The following is a 14103-nucleotide window of genomic DNA, read 5'->3' on the forward strand; positions in this document are numbered from 1 at the left end:
ATGCAGCGTGGCAGCATGGGGGAATGCGCCTCACCGTCCTCGGGTGTTCGGGCAGTGTGTCCGGCCCGGATTCCCCAGCGTCGGGCTATCTGCTCACCGGTCCGGACATGACGCCGACGGTGATCGATTTCGGTCCCGGCGTCCTGGGCGCCCTGCAGCGGCACCTGGATCCGGGTGAGGTCGACATCTTCCTCACCCATCTGCACGCCGACCACTGCCTGGACCTGCCGGGCCTGCTGGTGTGGCGGCGCTACCACCCGAATCCGCCGAGCGGCCGGGCGGTCGTGTACGGCCCGTCCGACAGCGCGCTGCGGATCGGCAACGCCTCGGCCGAGATCGGCGGCGAATGCGACGACTGGTCCGACGTCATCGACGCGCGCCCGTGGGCGGAGGGCGAGGAGGTCACCTTCGGCCCCGGGCACACCGTGCTCGCCCGGCGCATGTACCACCCGCCGGAGTCCTACGGGCTGCGGATCACCACGGCGTCGGGCCGGGTGCTGGTCTACACCGGTGACACCGCGCTGTGCCCGGCCGTCTTCGAACTCGCGCAGGGCGCCGACGTCCTGCTCTCGGAGGCGTCGTGGACCCATGACCCGGACAACCGCCCGCCGGGCATCCACCTGTCGGGTCACGAGGCCGGGCTGATCGCCGCGAAGGCCGGGGTCGGCGAACTGCTGCTGACCCACATCCCGCCGTGGACGGCGCGCGAGGACGTGATCGCGGAGGCGAAGGGACAGTTCAGCGGCCCGGTGCACGCCGTGTCGCCGGGCGAGGTCATCGAGATCTGACCGGCCCACTAGGCTGCTTCCCGTGTCGAGACGAGCCGATGGCAGGGCGGACGACGAACTCCGCGAGGTCCGGATCACCCGGGGCTTCACCACGCATCCCGCGGGATCGGTGCTGGTGGAATTCGGGCAGACGCGGGTGATGTGCACCGCCAGCGTCACCGAGGGGGTGCCGCCGTGGCGGCGCGACTCCGGGTTGGGCTGGCTCACAGCCGAATACGCGATGCTGCCCGCGGCCACCCACACCCGCAGCGGGCGGGAGTCGGTGAAGGGCAAGGTTGGTGGGCGCACCCAGGAGATCAGCCGGTTGGTCGGCCGGTCGCTGCGCGCCTGCATCGACCTGGCCGCGATCGGCGAGAACACCATCGCCCTGGACTGCGACGTGCTGCAGGCCGACGGCGGCACCCGCACCGCGGCCATCACCGGCGCGTACGTGGCGCTGGCCGACGCGGTGACCTATCTGGGCGCGGCCGGGCAACTCGCGGACCCGCAACCCATCTCGTGCATGATCGCCGCGGTGAGCGTGGGCGTGGTGGACGGCCGGGTGCGGCTGGACCTGCCCTACGAGGAGGATTCGCGCGCCGAGGTCGACATGAACGTGGTCGCCACCGACACCGGCACCCTGGTGGAGATCCAGGGCACCGGCGAGGGCGCCACCTTCCCGCGTTCCACCCTGGACAAGCTGCTGGATTCCGCGCTGGCCGGCTGCGAGCAGCTGTTCGCGGTGCAGAAGGAGGCGCTGGCGCTGCCGTATCCGGGTGGGCTGCCGGAGCCGGGGAAGAAGAAGTGACCGCGCGGCGGGTGCTGGTCGCCAGCCGCAACGCCAAGAAACTCGACGAGCTGCGCCGCATCCTCGCCGAGGCCGGGATCGCGGGCCTGGAGATCGTCGGCCTGGACGAGGTGCCGCCCTACGACGAGGCCCCGGAGACCGGCGCGACCTTCGAGGAGAACGCGCTGGCGAAGGCCCGCGACGGGGCGGCCGCCACCGGATTGGCCTGTGTCGCGGACGATTCCGGCATCGCGGTGGACGCGCTCAACGGTATGCCCGGGGTGCTGTCGGCGCGCTGGTCGGGCGGGCACGGCGACGACGCGGCGAACAACGCGCTGCTGCTCGCCCAGCTCGCCGATGTCCCGGACGAACGCCGTGGCGCCCGCTTCGTCTCCGCGTGCGCCCTGGTCGCCGACGGCCGGGAGACCGTCGCGGTCGGCGAGTGGCCCGGCACGATCAACCGGAAGCCGGTCGGCGACAACGGTTTCGGTTACGACCCGCTGTTCGTCCCGGACGGCGACACCCGCACCTCGGCCCAGCTCACCGCCGCCGAGAAGGACGCCGCCTCGCACCGCGGCCGCGCCCTACGCGCTTTGCTTCCCGCCCTGGCCGAATTGGCCGGGGCCTGAGCGGAATTCGCCCAGGCCTCAACCTGGGCGCGGCCTGACTGCCCACGCGAGCACGGCTCACCTGTCCGTCACTCGGAGAGATCGAGCCGACTACCGTGCGCGTGGTCAGAGGTTGTAGGACTCCCGGACCTGGCGGGTGCGGTAGTGCTCGCAGACGAAGGACAGGAACGGGATGGTGCCCGCGAGCGCGGTGATCACGGTGGTGCCGGGCTGCCAGCGGGTCTTGATCGCCAGGTCGATGGTGAACACCAGGTACAGCATGTAGAAGATGCCGTGGATCTGGCCGACGTAGAACAGCCAGTGCGGGGCCGTGCTGCTGTCCGCGAGCAGCAGGTACTTGTAGACCATCTCGGCGCAGAGCAGCAGCAGCCACACACCGGTGATGTAGGCCAGCACCCGGTACCGGGTCAGCGCCGAGCGAATCCGCGCGGTGCTCGCGCCCGCCGCGCGGGGTGCCGGGGAGTCGGCGGGCGAGCCGGTCCCCTCGGCGGCAGAGGTAGCGCCGCCGTCGGCCGAATGGGTGGCGTCAGCCGCGGGAGCCTTGCCGTCGGCGTCCGGGCCGGTGGCGTCGGCTGCGGGGCCCTTGCCCTCGGCGGCGTCCGTGGCCACGGGGGTGGTGACCGCCGTGCTGTCGGCGGCCGGGGTGGTGTCGGTGGAGTTGTCGGCGGCGCTCAACCGGCGCTCCTCTCGAATGAGGCGATCGATGACGGATGGGGGACCGGGCGGCTCACCGCGCGCCCGCCTCGGCGTCGCGGTCGGTGGCGCGAGCCTGCCGCAGGTCCTGCGCGTTCAACTCGGCGAGGTACCGGTTGTACTCGGCGAGAACCGGATCGTCGTCGTGGCGCGCGGTAGGGCGCTCGGGCAGGATGCCGGGCGGGATCTCGCGCTGCGCAACGGGTTTCGCGCTCCTGGGCGCCGGTGCGGCGGTGTCCTCAGCGGTCTCGTCCGCCGCGGTCTCCCGCTCCAGGCGCACGAACCGGAAGTAGGCGAACACCACGAACCCGGCGAACAGCGGCCACTGCAACGCGTACCCGAGGTTCTGCGCCGTGCCCGACGAGGATTCGAAGCGGCCCCACTGCCACCAGCCGAGCGCCAGGCAGACCAGCGCGGCAACGATCACCAGCATGATCAGAGCCGGGCGACGGTGTGGAGCGGACACGCCTACCACGGTACCCGTCTACTACACGGTACGTAGGGGCAGGCCCCCGGCACTCGAGGCCGTCAGAACTTGTAGGTGACGCCCGTCAGCCGCTCGGATTCCTCCCACAGCCGCCGCCACAACTCGCGGTTGCGCGACAGCTTGTTCGACGGCGACGGTTTCACCGGGCCCTGCGCCCCGAACATCCGGGTGGGACCCCAGTAGACGTCCGGGTCGGCGTCGGGCACGGTGGCGGCGAACAGGCTGGATTCGGCGGCCTTGGCCGGGGAGTGGCCGACCATCGCGATGAACGGCTTGGCGACCTTGTCGATCGGCGTCTCGGTCCGGGTGAACAGGTCCGTCGCCGAGACGCCGGGATGCACCGCGTAGGACTTCTTCGGCGAACCGGATTCGGCCAGCCGCCGCTGCAATTCCCGGGCGAACATCAGATTCGACAGCTTGGCCTGGGCGTAGGCGAGATTGCGCTGATACTTTCGGTGCTCGTAGTTCAGGTCGTCGACCCACAGCTTGGGCGTCTGCTTGTGCGCGATGCTCGACAGCGACACCACCCGGTCGCCGATGCGGTCCAGCAGCAGGCCGGTGAGCGCGAAATGGCCGAGGTGGTTGACGCCCCACTGGGTTTCGAAGCCGTCCTTGGTGCGGGAGAACGGGATGTTCATCAGGCCGGCGTTGTTGATCAGCACATCGATCTCGCCGGTCTGCTCGGCGAAGGCGCGGACCGAGGCGAGGTCGGCCAGGTCCAGCGCGGCCACCCGCACGTCACCCGCGAGGCCGTCGGCGATCTCCTGGGCCTTGGCGGTGTTGCGGCAGGCCATGATCACGGTGCCGCCCTTGGCCGCCAGCACCCGGGTGGTGTGCTTGCCGATACCGCCGTTGGCTCCGGTGACCACGAACGTCCGCCCGGTCAGGTCCGGGATATCGCCGGTTTTCCATGCCATGTCGAGACCTCACTGCCTACCGTGTACGAGAAGCGTCGGTGCATTCTCTCACGACGACCTTACTCCAGAGTAAGTTCCGGGGACAGCATCCCGGATCGGCACTTCACGGCTAACTTACCCGACCTCGATCCACCTGGACCGCTGCCGTGTCGCGGCGGCGAAATCGGCTGTCCGGCACATACTGAGCTAATGACTGCCGCCACGACCGTCGCCGACGCTCCCGCACCCGTGAGCCACGCCCGGGCCAATGTGGTCTTCGGCACGGTGGTGCTGGGCATGCTGATGGCGGCCCTCGACCAGACCATCGTCTCCACGGCCCTGCCCACGATCGTCGCCGACCTCGGCGGCGCCGGGCACATGGCCTGGGTGGTCACGGCGTACCTGCTGGCCGAGGCGGTGGCGACCGCGCTGGCCGGCAAGTTCGGCGACCTGTTCGGACGCAAGCTGGTGTTCCAGCTCAGCGGGCTGGTCTTCATCGTCGGCTCGATGGTCGCCGGGCTGGCGCACGGCATGACGCTGCTGGTGATCGCCCGCGGCATCCAGGGCGTGGGCGCGGGCGGGCTGATGGTCACCTCGATGGCACTGATCGCCGACGTCATCCCGCTGCGCGAGCGCGGCAAGTACCAGGGTGCGCTGGGCGCGGTCTTCGGCATCACCACCGTGATCGGCCCGACGCTGGGCGGCCTGTTCACCGACCACGCCAGCTGGCGCTGGTGCTTCTACGTCAACGTGCCGATCGCGATCCTGATGATCGCGGTGGCGGCCCGGGCGATTCCTTCGATCCGCGCGGCGGTGCGCCCGGTGGTCGACTACGCCGGGATCGCGCTGGTGGCGATCGGGGTGAGCTGCCTGATCCTGGCGCTGGAATGGGGCGGGCAGGAGTATCCGTGGGGTTCGGCGACCATCATCGGGCTGTTCGCGGCGGCGCTGGTGCTGCTCACGGGGTTCGTGCTGGTCGAGCGGCGGGCCGCCGAGCCGATGCTGCCGATGCACCTGTTCCGCAGCAATGTGTTCACCGTCTGCTCGATCCTCAGCTTCATCGTGGGCTTCGCGATGCTGGGCGCGATGACCTACCTGCCCGCGTATCTGCAATACGTGAACGGGGTGTCGGCGACGGCCTCCGGCGTGCGCACGCTGCCGCTGGTGGTGGGCCTGTTCACCACCTCGATCATCTCCGGGCAGGTGGTCGGCAAGACCGGGAAGTACAAATACTTTCCGGTGGCCGGCACCGCGGTCATGGCGCTGGGCCTGTACCTGATGTCGACGATGAACCGGACCACGGGCTTCTGGCTGGAATCGCTGTACATGCTGATCCTGGGTCTCGGGATCGGCCTGGCCATGCAGGTGCTCACCATCGTGGTGCAGAACACGGTGCCCTACAGCGATCTCGGCACCGCCACCTCGGGCGTGACGTTCTTCCGCACCGTCGGAAGCACCTTCGGCACAGCGATTTTCGGCACCCTCTACAGCAGCCGGATCGGCACGAACCTGGGCGGCGCGCTCGCGCAGAATCCCGAGGTGCCGCCCGCCGCCGCGAACAGTCCCCAACTGCTGCAGCGACTTCCGGAACAACAGCGCATCCCGATCGTCGACGCCTACGCCGACACCATCGACTACGTGTTCCGCTGGGTGGTGCCGGTGGCGGTGCTCGGCTTCCTCGTCGCGTGGTTCCTGAAGCAGGTGCCGCTGCGCGACAGCGCCCGCGCCGAGGCCGCCGATGTCGGCGGCGGCTTCGCGGTTCCGGATTCGATGGATCGCACGGTGCGACTGGAACATTCGCTGGCCAGCGTGCTGCGCCGGCTGCGCGACGACGAACTGCCGGACCCGCGCATCCTGGCGGCCGCGGAGAGTTCGCTCTCGCGCGATCAGGCGTGGGCGATCGGCCAGGTGGAGATGCTGCACCGGGTGCGCGGCGGTGCGACGCTGGCGGCGATCGCCCGCGCCCACTGGATGCCGCCGGAGGTGCTGGAACCGGTGTACGAGAAGGCCGTCGACAACGGCTACGTCGAATTCGACGGCGCCCTGGTCACTCTCACCGACGCCGGGCAGGCCGAATTCGACCGCATCTTCGCCGCGTGGCGCCGCTGGCTGTGCGACCACGTCGACGACTGGAACTGCGCCGACCCCGACGACCGCGTGCTGCTGGACCGGGCGCTGGACAATATCGCCGCCAAACTGCTCGACGAGACCGAGCGTCCCGGCGCGCTCCCGGCCTACGCGCGCTGACCCGCCCGCCACCGAAGCGACGGGCGGGGCCGGGCGAAACCGGTTCAGGCGCGGGCGAGTTCGTCCCGCACGTCGACCGGGGCGTCCCAGTCGATGACGTAGCTCTGCTCCCGGATCATGGTCTCCTCGAGCTTCATCGCCTTGGCGGCCAGCGGCATCAGCACCGGCATCATCCGGCGCATGACCGGACCGACGGTCTTGCTGTGGCTGATCTTCGCGCCGCGCGCGGCGATCCGCTCCACCCGGGGCCGGCGGATCCGCTCGTAGGTCGCGAAAGCCGTTGCCGGATCGGCGCAGTCGCGCAGGCAGCGGGCCAGCTGGATGCCGCTCTCGATGGCCAGCGACGCGCCCTGGCCGGTGCTGTTCGACGGCGCGTGCACCGCGTCGCCGACCAGCGCCATCCGGCCGCGATACCAGGTCGGCACCGGCGGCATGATGTGCAGCGCACCGGCGACCATCAGGTCCTCCGGGGCGGTGTTGCGGGCGAGTTCGCCGCCGGGAACGTCCTCGCCGTAGGTCTCGCGCAGGATCCGCAGCCACTGCTCGGCGGGCACCTGCCGGGCCTCGGTCAGCGAAAGGTATTGCTTGTGCGGCAGATTCACGCCCCAGCCGATCCGGCCGTCGGGCAGCGACCAGTACAGGTAGTAGGCGTTGCGGCCGTAGGCGAAGACCATCGTCTGCGGCGGCACCTCGACCGAACAGCGGGTGTAGGCGCCGAAACCGAGCATGCCGAGGTAGTCGGCGGCCGGCGCCTGCGGATCGATCAGCGTGCGCACCTGTGACTTGATGCCGTCCGCGCCGATCAGCACGTCGGCGGTGGCGGTGGAGCCGTCGGCGAAGCGCGCGGTGACGCCGTCGGCGTGCTCGTCTACGCCGACCAGCCGCCTGTTGTACTCGAACGGCACGCCGGCCGCGACGGCGGCGTCGTGCAGCACCTCGTGCAGGCTGCTGCGGTCGACCACCTGCAGCGGCTCCACACCGGGCAGTGCGGGCATGGCGATCTGCTTGTGCCCCAACGACATCACGGTGTCGGTCATCGGCAGCGCGACCTTACGCACGGCGTCGCCGGCGCCGATCACGTCGAGCGCGGCCAGCCCGTTGGCGGCGAAACCGAGGGCGCTGCCGATGTTGTAGGCCGGTCCCGGGTAGGCCTCGTAGACGCGGGCCTCGATGCCGGCCCGGTGCAGTGCGGTGGCGGTCACGGGGCCGGCGATGCCGCCGCCGATGACCAGTGCGGTCCTGATGGACATGGAAATCTCCCTGAAGGGTTCGGTTGCCCGAACCGATCTCCGCACACGACGCCCCGTTATCCTGTAGTTGCCACACTTGGGCCGGGTTCGCCTGCGCGAATGCGGTTCGAGTCGGTGATCGATCGGGCTCGGCGGGGTGTTGCCGCACCTTGCCGGGCCCGGTCCTGTGCGCCTGCGAGTCAGGCGTCCGTCGACAGCGTGAAGTCCCCCCTTTCGACCATTTCGACGACCTCGGCGGGATCGATGCCGTCGGCGTGCATGCGCCGCCAGACGGCCACGTCGGGGAAGGCGCCGGAGGCCAGCTCGTCGCGCAGGCCGGCCGTCCAGCGGGCCTCGGCCTCGAGCATCGCCAGCTGGAATTCCGATTCGACGAGGAACAGCCGGGGGAGGGTGGCGCGCTGGGTCGCGAGGTCGTCGCGCTCGGTGGCGATGAGCCGCTCCAGCCGGTCCACTCGCTCGCCCAGCAGGGCGATCACGTCGTCGGGCGGCAGCAGTCCCACGATGGACAGGCCGGCGAGGAACCGGTGATGTTCGGGTTCGGGGGTGGAGACCAGCTCGCGGGTCCAGTCGTCGAGTTCGGTGCGGCCCGCGTCGGTGATGCGGTAGATGGTGCGCTCGGGCCGGGCGCCGTCGCGCTCGCTGCCGATCACCTCGAGGAAGCCGTGCTTCTCCAGGTTCTGCACGACCGTGTACAGCGAACCCCACTTGATGTCCATATCGCGTTCCTTGCCGCGCTCCTTGAGCGTGGCCGCGATCTCGTAGCGGTGCATCGGCCGCTCGAACAGCACCGCGAGCACCGCCAGCGCCAGCAAATTGCCGACCTTCCGCTTCTTGGCCATCACACCTCCTTACTCGTCTACGAATATACGTCTACGAGTATTTGTGGGCAAGTAGTGCTTTTCGGTGGGCATCAGCGACGCATCCGGGCGGCCAGGCCCGGCCCGGTCAATGCCTCGAGGCGGCGGAACGCGACGTCCGGCGGGGTGGGGCGGCGCGGGTCGATCACCGCGTCGATCAACCCGAGCAGTCCCCAGGACAGGAAGGCGACGGTGTCGGCGAAGTCGTCGTCGGGCAGGTCGAGCCGGTCGCGCAGGTGGTCACCGAGCATGCCGGCGATCATCTGCCGGGTGGCGCGCAGCGGCACGGCCCCGCTCTTCGGCCCGATCAGCGCCCGGTAGAGATCCGGGTGCGCGGCGGCGAGCCGCAGCAGCGTGTGCGCGGGGGCCAACGGGGGAGCGGTCGGCGACACGGTGTCGGCCACCGCCCGGCGCAGGTAGTCGGTACTGCTCCCCACGAGCAGGTCGTCCTTGTTCCGGAAGTGCGCGTAGAACGTGGAGCGGCCCACGTCGGCGCGATCGAGGATGTCCTGCACCGTGACCCGGGCGTAGCCGCGTTCGAGCATCAGGCCGATCAACGCCTCGTGCAGGGCCCGGCGGGTGCGCCGCACCCGGCGGTCGGCGGGCTCGGTCATCGCTGTCTCCTGTCGTTCCGGACGAAACCCGGGAAACCGTCCCGAAACGGACGGACCGGCGCATTTCGGTTCTGGTCGGTCCGCCGTGCCGCTCCGAAGATGAACATATGTCCCGAAACATACAGCTGTTCCCCGTGACCGTGCCCGACGAAGCCGGGCTGCTGATCACCAGTCCCCGTCGCTACAACGCGTTGACCGCCGCGCTCTTCGGCGGCCGCCATCGCCGGCTGCTGGCCGAGCTCACCGTCCGCAGCGGCGCGGCGCCCGGCGACCGGGTGCTCGACATCGGCAGCGGCCCAGGCAAATTGGCCGCCGAGCTGGCCGCCGCGGTTGGGCCGGACGGCGAGGTGCTGGGCATCGATGCGGCCCGGCCGATGGTCGAGTACGCCCGGGCGCACACGGCCGCGCCGAACGTCCGCTTCGAACTCGGTGCGGCGCAGTCACTTCCGGTTGCGGACGCCGAATTCGACGTTGTCACATGTACGTTCGTCATGCATCACGTGGCGGTCGAGTGCCGGGCCGAGGCCGTCGCGGAGATGTACCGGGTGCTGCGGCCGGGCGGACGACTGCTGCTCGCCGACGCGCACCCGACCGGGCTTATGCGCGTGGTCGCCGATCTCATGGGCCGGGTCTCGCGCGCGCACGGCGCCGGAAGCGCTGCGCCGCAGCGAGATCCGTTCGCCGAGGTGGATATCCGGCGCTACGCCGACACGCTCGCCGCGGCGGGATTCGAGCCGCCCGCCTTCCAGGTGAGCCGATACGGGGCGGGAATCCTCACCGCGCGCAGGCCGCGCTGAGCGCGCTCAGTGACGCGTCGCGCGCTGGCGGAGGAGGTGCGCGGTGGTTTCGTCGGCGGGTAGGAACGCCTCGAGTTGCAGTTCGGCCAGGGAGACGTCGGTGGCGGTGGCGAACGAGGTGAGGGTGGTGATGAGGCGGAGTTCGCCGTCGTCGCCGCGCAGGCGCAGGGGGACGGCGAAGCCGAGGTAGCCGGCGCCGGGCCGGACCGGTGGCAGGTAGCTCTCCAGCTCGGTGAGCAGCGCCTCGAGGTCCGGATCGGGGCTGGCCAGCAGCCGGGTGCGCAGCGACTCGGTGACGTGGCGGCCCCACTCGGGCAGGTTCAGCACGCGCCGGGCCAGCCCGTCGGGATGCAGCGCGAGCCGGCGCACATTGACCGGCGGGCGCAGCAGGTCGGGTGCGCAGCCGTCGAGGAACAGGTCGAAGGCGGCGTTGGCTTCGATCAGGGTGCTGTGGCGGTCCACGATCAGCGCCGGATACGGCAGGTGCCCGGCGAGGATGCCGCGCAACGCTTCCCGCACCGGCTCCAAACGCGGTGCGGCCCAGTCCGATTCGTCGAACGCGGGGGCGTATCCGGCCGCGGTCAGCAGCGCGTTGCGTTCGCGCAGCGACAGGCCCAGCGACTCGGCCAGCCGGACCACCATGGCCCGCCCGGGCTGCGAGCGGCCCTGTTCGAGAAAGCTCAGGTGGCGCTGGGTGGTGTCGGCGCGCAGCGCCAGCTCGAGCTGGCTCAGGCGGCGCAGCCCGCGCCAGCGGCGCAGTTCCCGCGCGAACGGACCGGGATCTGCCACAGCGGTCGTCATGCCGCCCATCCTCGCCGCGGCGCGGCGGCCGCGCCATTCCCCGCGAGGTATGCGGGCGTGCGACCGCCCCGGAGTCCGGCGTGCCGGCGCGGGAACCCGGGGCGGTGCTGGTCGCGTACGCGCCGGCCGGGGTGCGGCGCGCTTGTTGTCCCCTGGCGCCGAAGGCCCGCCGGGATGATGAGGGAAACCCGGAGAACCGTGCACGACCGGCCGGTCGCGTCGTGACCTCCGGCGGCCGCCGCGAGGAGCGCCGCGCCGAAGTATGCACTACTATCTACGTACGTAGACAGTAGATGACGGGCGCGAGGCGGGTCAAGCGGCCCCGGCCGGACGCATTACCGGTTTACTGTCCAGGTACGTAGATAGTATGTCCAGTAAGCCGTCCGGGTTCCGGACCGGCGGCACGATGAGGAGGTACGGTGCGCACGCGCGGATTCGGGGAACTCGAGTCGGTGGTCATGGACCGTCTCTGGAATCGGAACGGCGACCCGACCACCGTCCGGGAGCTGTTCGACGAACTGACGGCCGAACGCGAGATCGCGTACACGACCGTCATGTCGACCATGGACAATCTGCACCGCAAGGGCTGGCTGGAGCGCCGCCGCGAGGGCAAGGCGTTCCGCTACTGGCCCACCCTGACCCGCGAGCAGCACAGCGCCCGGCTGATGCGCGAGGCGCTCGACGACGGCGGCCGCTCCGAGCTGGTGCTGGCGCATTTCGTCGAGCAGATCGGCCCGGAGGAATCCGATCGCCTGCGGGCGGCCCTGCGCAGATTGGCGAGGGGCACGTGAGGCCGCGGGCGGTCCCGTCGACCAATGAGGTGCGGGCGTGAGCATCGCGATCGGACTGTTTCTCTACGCGGTCGTGGTGGCCACGGCCGCGCCCCGGCTGCTGCCGCGGCTCACGCGCGACGGGGTGTTCCCGCGCCTGGGCGTGCTGGCGTGGCTGTCGTTGATCGTCAGCGTGCTCGGTTCCTGGACCGTGGCGCTGGTCGTCGCGCTGGCCGATCTCACCCACTCGTGGTTCCGGCCGGGCGGGCCGGTGCTGTCCGGGCTGCACGAGGCCGAGGAGATCGCGATCGGCCACGCCGGCATCGCGGCGCAGCTCGGCCTGATGGGCGTGCTCGGCGCGCTGGCGGTGCTGGCCGTCGTGCTCGGTGTCCGGCTGACCCGGTCGCACCGGCGGATGCGGCTGCGAGCGCGCGAACACGCGGAGGCGCTGCGCCTGACCGGACGCCGGGTGCACCGGCACGCGGTCGCCGACGTGGTGGTGCTGGAGTCCGAGGAGCGGGCGGCCTACTGCGTGGAGGGCGTGCCGAACGTCGTGGTGCTGACCAGCGGGGCGCTGGCGGCGCTGGCCGAGGACGAACTGGCGGCCGTGCTCGCCCACGAGCACGCGCACCTGCGCAACCGGCATCCGCTGCTGCTGACGATCATGCGCGGGCTGGCCACCACGTTCCCGCGGCTGCGGCTGTGCACGGTCGGCGCGCGCGAGGTGGCGCGCCTGCTGGAGATGTGCGCCGACGACTCCGCGGTGCGCCGGCACGGGCGCGCGCCGCTGCTGTCGGGCCTGCTCACCCTCTCCGGCGCGGCGCCCTCGGGCGCGCTCGCCGCGAGCGGCGCCGACGTGCTGGCCCGCGCCGAGCGGCTGGCCGCCCCGCGCGCCGGGTGGCACTTCCAGACCCGCGCCGGACTGCTCACCGGCATCGCGCTCGGTCTCGGCGGACCGCTGTGCAGCACCGCGACCGCGGCCTCGGGAATCCTGCTCTGCCTGTTGTGAATCGGGACGATCGCGGCGGGGTGTGGACCGGTCGCGCGGCGGCCCTCGTTAGGCTAGCCCGGTGCGAGTCTTCTTGGCAGGTGCGAGTGGTGTGCTCGGCGTCCGGCTGACGCCGCTGTTGATCGCGGTCGGCTGCGAGGTCGCGGGGATGACCAGATCCCCGGCCAAGGCGTCGGCGCTGGCCGCACTGGGCGCCGAGCCGGTCGTGTGCGACGTGTACGACGCGGCGGCGCTGGAGCAGGCGGTGCGCGCCTACGCCCCGGACATGCTCATGCACCAGCTCACCGACCTTCCCGACGACGCCGCCGACCTGCCCGCCGGGCGCGCCGCGAACGCCCGCATCCGGCAGGAGGGCACTGCCAACCTGCTCGCCGCCGCGGCCGCCGCCGGGGTGAAGAAGGTGCTGGCGCAGAGCGTGGCGTGGGAGATGAGCGGAGAAGGCAAGGCCGCCAAGGACTATCTGGAACAGGCGGTGCTCGGCACGGGCGGTGTGGTGCTGCGCTACGGCCAGTTCTACGGGCCCGACACCTACTATCCGGACCCGAACGCCCATCCGGACCCGCCGCGCATCCACATCGACGAGGCGGCCGCGCGCACCGCGACGGCCCTCGACCTCGCCTCCGGCATCTACGCGCTCACCGACACCGGGCAGACGGATTTCGAACCCGTGCACTGAGTCCGGCTCGACCCGGCCGCCGACCCGGCTCGTTCAGCTGTTCCCCTCCGGACGGCTGAGCGTGCCGATCGGCCGGCGTTCCGGTGTCGCGGCCGGACCGGCGGCCCGCGGACCGGTGCGGTGGCGGTGGCGCGTGGCGGCCCCTCGGTCACCAGGACGTAGCGGTAGGGCGGGTGGCTACGTCGTCGTCGAACGCCGGGTCGTCGCCGGTGCAGGGCCACAGCTTCTCCGGCGTCGCGGTGACCACCGCGCACACCCGGGACACCGCCTCGAGGCAGTCGTAGCCGCGCGCGTCGCGCAGGTGCAGCCGCTTCGGTACCACGATGGCGTCCGGCGCGATCATGTGGGCGAAGGTCAGCAGGTGCTCGATCGGCTCGGCGATCACGTCGGGCTGCGGCTGCACGCGCAGCATGTACAGCAGCTGCCAGCGGTGCCGGTCCACGAGCGCCCGGATCGACTGCTCCTCAACGCCTTCCGGCCCGCCCCAGCGCACGCTGTTGAGCGGGCGGCACAGATCGGTACGCAGGAAACCGATCACGAACGGCTGCGTGCGCCGCGTGGGCAGCACGACGGTGGCGCCGCGGGGATCGCGGGGGTCGGGTCGAGCATCGGACACGATCATGGTGCACTCCACGTCTTCGTCGAGCCCTCGGATCGGTGAGGGCGCGGTAGGAAAGGCCTGGTGTGGAATCGGCGCGAAATCTGTACCGCCCGTGCACCAAGTGAACTGCCGCCGCGGTCGCGGTGTCAATGCACACTTTGTGAAAACGCGCACCGGCGCGGTGACCGGGAAAGCCGACGATCGCCATTTGCACAAGATGTG

Annotated in this window: 16 protein-coding genes; 8 read left to right on the forward strand and 8 right to left on the reverse strand. The window is 71.0% G+C overall.

Features of this window, described 5'->3' with window-relative positions; all coding sequences use genetic code 11:
• Window positions 1–23 precede the first annotated feature (23 nt).
• The 3 genes from IU476_RS09650 to IU476_RS09660 are packed head-to-tail and all read left to right on the forward strand — an operon-like array spanning window position 24 to window position 2183.
• Window positions 24–788 carry a cyclic nucleotide-degrading phosphodiesterase gene (locus IU476_RS09650; RefSeq protein ID WP_195098795.1) on the forward strand — a complete coding sequence of 255 codons (765 nt, stop codon included), beginning with the start codon at window positions 24–26 and terminating at the stop codon, window positions 786–788.
• 22 nt (window positions 789–810) lie between these two features.
• Window positions 811–1575 carry a ribonuclease PH gene (gene rph, locus IU476_RS09655; protein ID WP_195098797.1) on the forward strand — a complete coding sequence of 255 codons (765 nt, stop codon included), beginning with the start codon at window positions 811–813 and terminating at the stop codon, window positions 1573–1575.
• The gene (locus IU476_RS09660; RefSeq protein ID WP_195098798.1) at window positions 1572–2183 is read left to right on the forward strand and encodes a non-canonical purine NTP pyrophosphatase; all 612 of its coding nucleotides are present in this window, start codon (window positions 1572–1574) and stop codon (window positions 2181–2183) included. The genes rph and IU476_RS09660 overlap by 4 nt, the downstream gene beginning before the upstream one ends.
• 105 nt (window positions 2184–2288) lie before the next feature.
• Here IU476_RS09660 and IU476_RS09665 read toward each other — a convergent pair whose 3' ends face one another.
• The 3 genes from IU476_RS09665 to IU476_RS09675 form a co-directional block, all read right to left on the reverse strand.
• A complete protein-coding gene (locus IU476_RS09665) occupies window positions 2289–2606 on the reverse strand; it encodes a DUF3817 domain-containing protein (protein WP_195099779.1) in 318 nt (105 codons plus the stop codon).
• 304 nt (window positions 2607–2910) lie between these two features.
• On the reverse strand, window positions 2911–3309 hold the full coding sequence (locus tag IU476_RS09670) for a transcriptional regulator (RefSeq protein ID WP_195099781.1): 399 nt from the start codon (window positions 3307–3309) through the stop codon (window positions 2911–2913).
• A gap of 95 nt (window positions 3310–3404) precedes the next feature.
• Entirely contained in the window at window positions 3405–4280 is an 876-nt protein-coding gene (locus tag IU476_RS09675; protein WP_195098799.1) for an oxidoreductase, read from the reverse strand.
• Between the two features lie 189 nt (window positions 4281–4469).
• Here IU476_RS09675 and IU476_RS09680 point away from each other — a divergent pair, with 189 nt between their 5' ends.
• Window positions 4470–6506: an MDR family MFS transporter gene (locus IU476_RS09680; RefSeq protein WP_195098800.1), complete on the forward strand. Its 2037-nt coding sequence runs from the start codon at window positions 4470–4472 to the stop codon at window positions 6504–6506.
• Window positions 6507–6550: 44 nt separating this feature from the next.
• Here IU476_RS09680 and IU476_RS09685 read toward each other — a convergent pair whose 3' ends face one another.
• The 3 genes from IU476_RS09685 to IU476_RS09695 all read right to left on the reverse strand — a co-directional run bounded on the left by IU476_RS09685 (window position 6551) and on the right by IU476_RS09695 (window position 9227).
• On the reverse strand, window positions 6551–7756 hold the full coding sequence (locus IU476_RS09685) for an FAD-dependent oxidoreductase (protein WP_195098801.1): 1206 nt from the start codon (window positions 7754–7756) through the stop codon (window positions 6551–6553).
• Window positions 7757–7935: 179 nt separating this feature from the next.
• Window positions 7936–8595, reverse strand: coding sequence for a PadR family transcriptional regulator (locus IU476_RS09690; protein WP_195098802.1), 660 nt, complete (start codon window positions 8593–8595; stop codon window positions 7936–7938).
• A gap of 71 nt (window positions 8596–8666) precedes the next feature.
• Window positions 8667–9227 (reverse strand): TetR/AcrR family transcriptional regulator, encoded by a 561-nt coding sequence (locus IU476_RS09695; RefSeq protein ID WP_195098803.1) that lies wholly within the window; start codon window positions 9225–9227, stop codon window positions 8667–8669.
• Window positions 9228–9334: 107 nt separating this feature from the next.
• Here IU476_RS09695 and IU476_RS09700 point away from each other — a divergent pair, with 107 nt between their 5' ends.
• Window positions 9335–10024 carry a methyltransferase domain-containing protein gene (locus IU476_RS09700; RefSeq protein ID WP_195098804.1) on the forward strand — a complete coding sequence of 230 codons (690 nt, stop codon included), beginning with the start codon at window positions 9335–9337 and terminating at the stop codon, window positions 10022–10024.
• 6 nt (window positions 10025–10030) lie between these two features.
• On the opposite strand, the gene IU476_RS09705 is transcribed toward IU476_RS09700, so the two are convergent.
• Entirely contained in the window at window positions 10031–10825 is a 795-nt protein-coding gene (locus IU476_RS09705; protein WP_195098806.1) for a helix-turn-helix domain-containing protein, read from the reverse strand.
• Window positions 10826–11244: 419 nt separating this feature from the next.
• Between IU476_RS09705 and IU476_RS09710 the strand changes: the two genes are divergently transcribed.
• The 3 genes from IU476_RS09710 to IU476_RS09720 all read left to right on the forward strand — a co-directional run bounded on the left by IU476_RS09710 (window position 11245) and on the right by IU476_RS09720 (window position 13280).
• A complete protein-coding gene (locus tag IU476_RS09710) occupies window positions 11245–11616 on the forward strand; it encodes a BlaI/MecI/CopY family transcriptional regulator (protein WP_195098807.1) in 372 nt (123 codons plus the stop codon).
• Window positions 11617–11653: 37 nt separating this feature from the next.
• Entirely contained in the window at window positions 11654–12604 is a 951-nt protein-coding gene (locus tag IU476_RS37020) for a M56 family metallopeptidase (protein WP_195098808.1), read from the forward strand.
• 61 nt (window positions 12605–12665) lie between these two features.
• Window positions 12666–13280 (forward strand): NAD-dependent epimerase/dehydratase family protein, encoded by a 615-nt coding sequence (locus IU476_RS09720; RefSeq protein ID WP_195098809.1) that lies wholly within the window; start codon window positions 12666–12668, stop codon window positions 13278–13280.
• A gap of 148 nt (window positions 13281–13428) precedes the next feature.
• Here IU476_RS09720 and IU476_RS09725 read toward each other — a convergent pair whose 3' ends face one another.
• A complete protein-coding gene (locus IU476_RS09725; RefSeq protein WP_195098810.1) occupies window positions 13429–13902 on the reverse strand; it encodes a hypothetical protein in 474 nt (157 codons plus the stop codon).
• Window positions 13903–14103 lie beyond the last annotated feature (201 nt).

This window comes from Nocardia blacklockiae (assembly GCF_015477355.1).
Classification (GTDB): domain Bacteria; phylum Actinomycetota; class Actinomycetes; order Mycobacteriales; family Mycobacteriaceae; genus Nocardia; species Nocardia blacklockiae.

Coding starts and splice junctions, on each gene's coding strand:
- IU476_RS09650 (WP_195098795.1), top strand. CDS start 24: ATGCGCCTCACCGTCCTCGGGTGTTCGGGCAGTGTGTCCGGCCCGGAT.
- IU476_RS09700 (WP_195098804.1), top strand. CDS start 9,335: ATGTCCCGAAACATACAGCTGTTCCCCGTGACCGTGCCCGACGAAGCC.
- IU476_RS09680 (WP_195098800.1), top strand. CDS start 4,470: ATGACTGCCGCCACGACCGTCGCCGACGCTCCCGCACCCGTGAGCCAC.
- IU476_RS09690 (WP_195098802.1), bottom strand. CDS start 8,595: ATGGCCAAGAAGCGGAAGGTCGGCAATTTGCTGGCGCTGGCGGTGCTC.
- IU476_RS09675 (WP_195098799.1), bottom strand. CDS start 4,280: ATGGCATGGAAAACCGGCGATATCCCGGACCTGACCGGGCGGACGTTC.
- IU476_RS09725 (WP_195098810.1), bottom strand. CDS start 13,902: ATGATCGTGTCCGATGCTCGACCCGACCCCCGCGATCCCCGCGGCGCC.
- IU476_RS09685 (WP_195098801.1), bottom strand. CDS start 7,756: ATGTCCATCAGGACCGCACTGGTCATCGGCGGCGGCATCGCCGGCCCC.
- IU476_RS09695 (WP_195098803.1), bottom strand. CDS start 9,227: ATGACCGAGCCCGCCGACCGCCGGGTGCGGCGCACCCGCCGGGCCCTG.
- IU476_RS09705 (WP_195098806.1), bottom strand. CDS start 10,825: ATGACGACCGCTGTGGCAGATCCCGGTCCGTTCGCGCGGGAACTGCGC.
- IU476_RS09670 (WP_195099781.1), bottom strand. CDS start 3,309: ATGCTGGTGATCGTTGCCGCGCTGGTCTGCCTGGCGCTCGGCTGGTGG.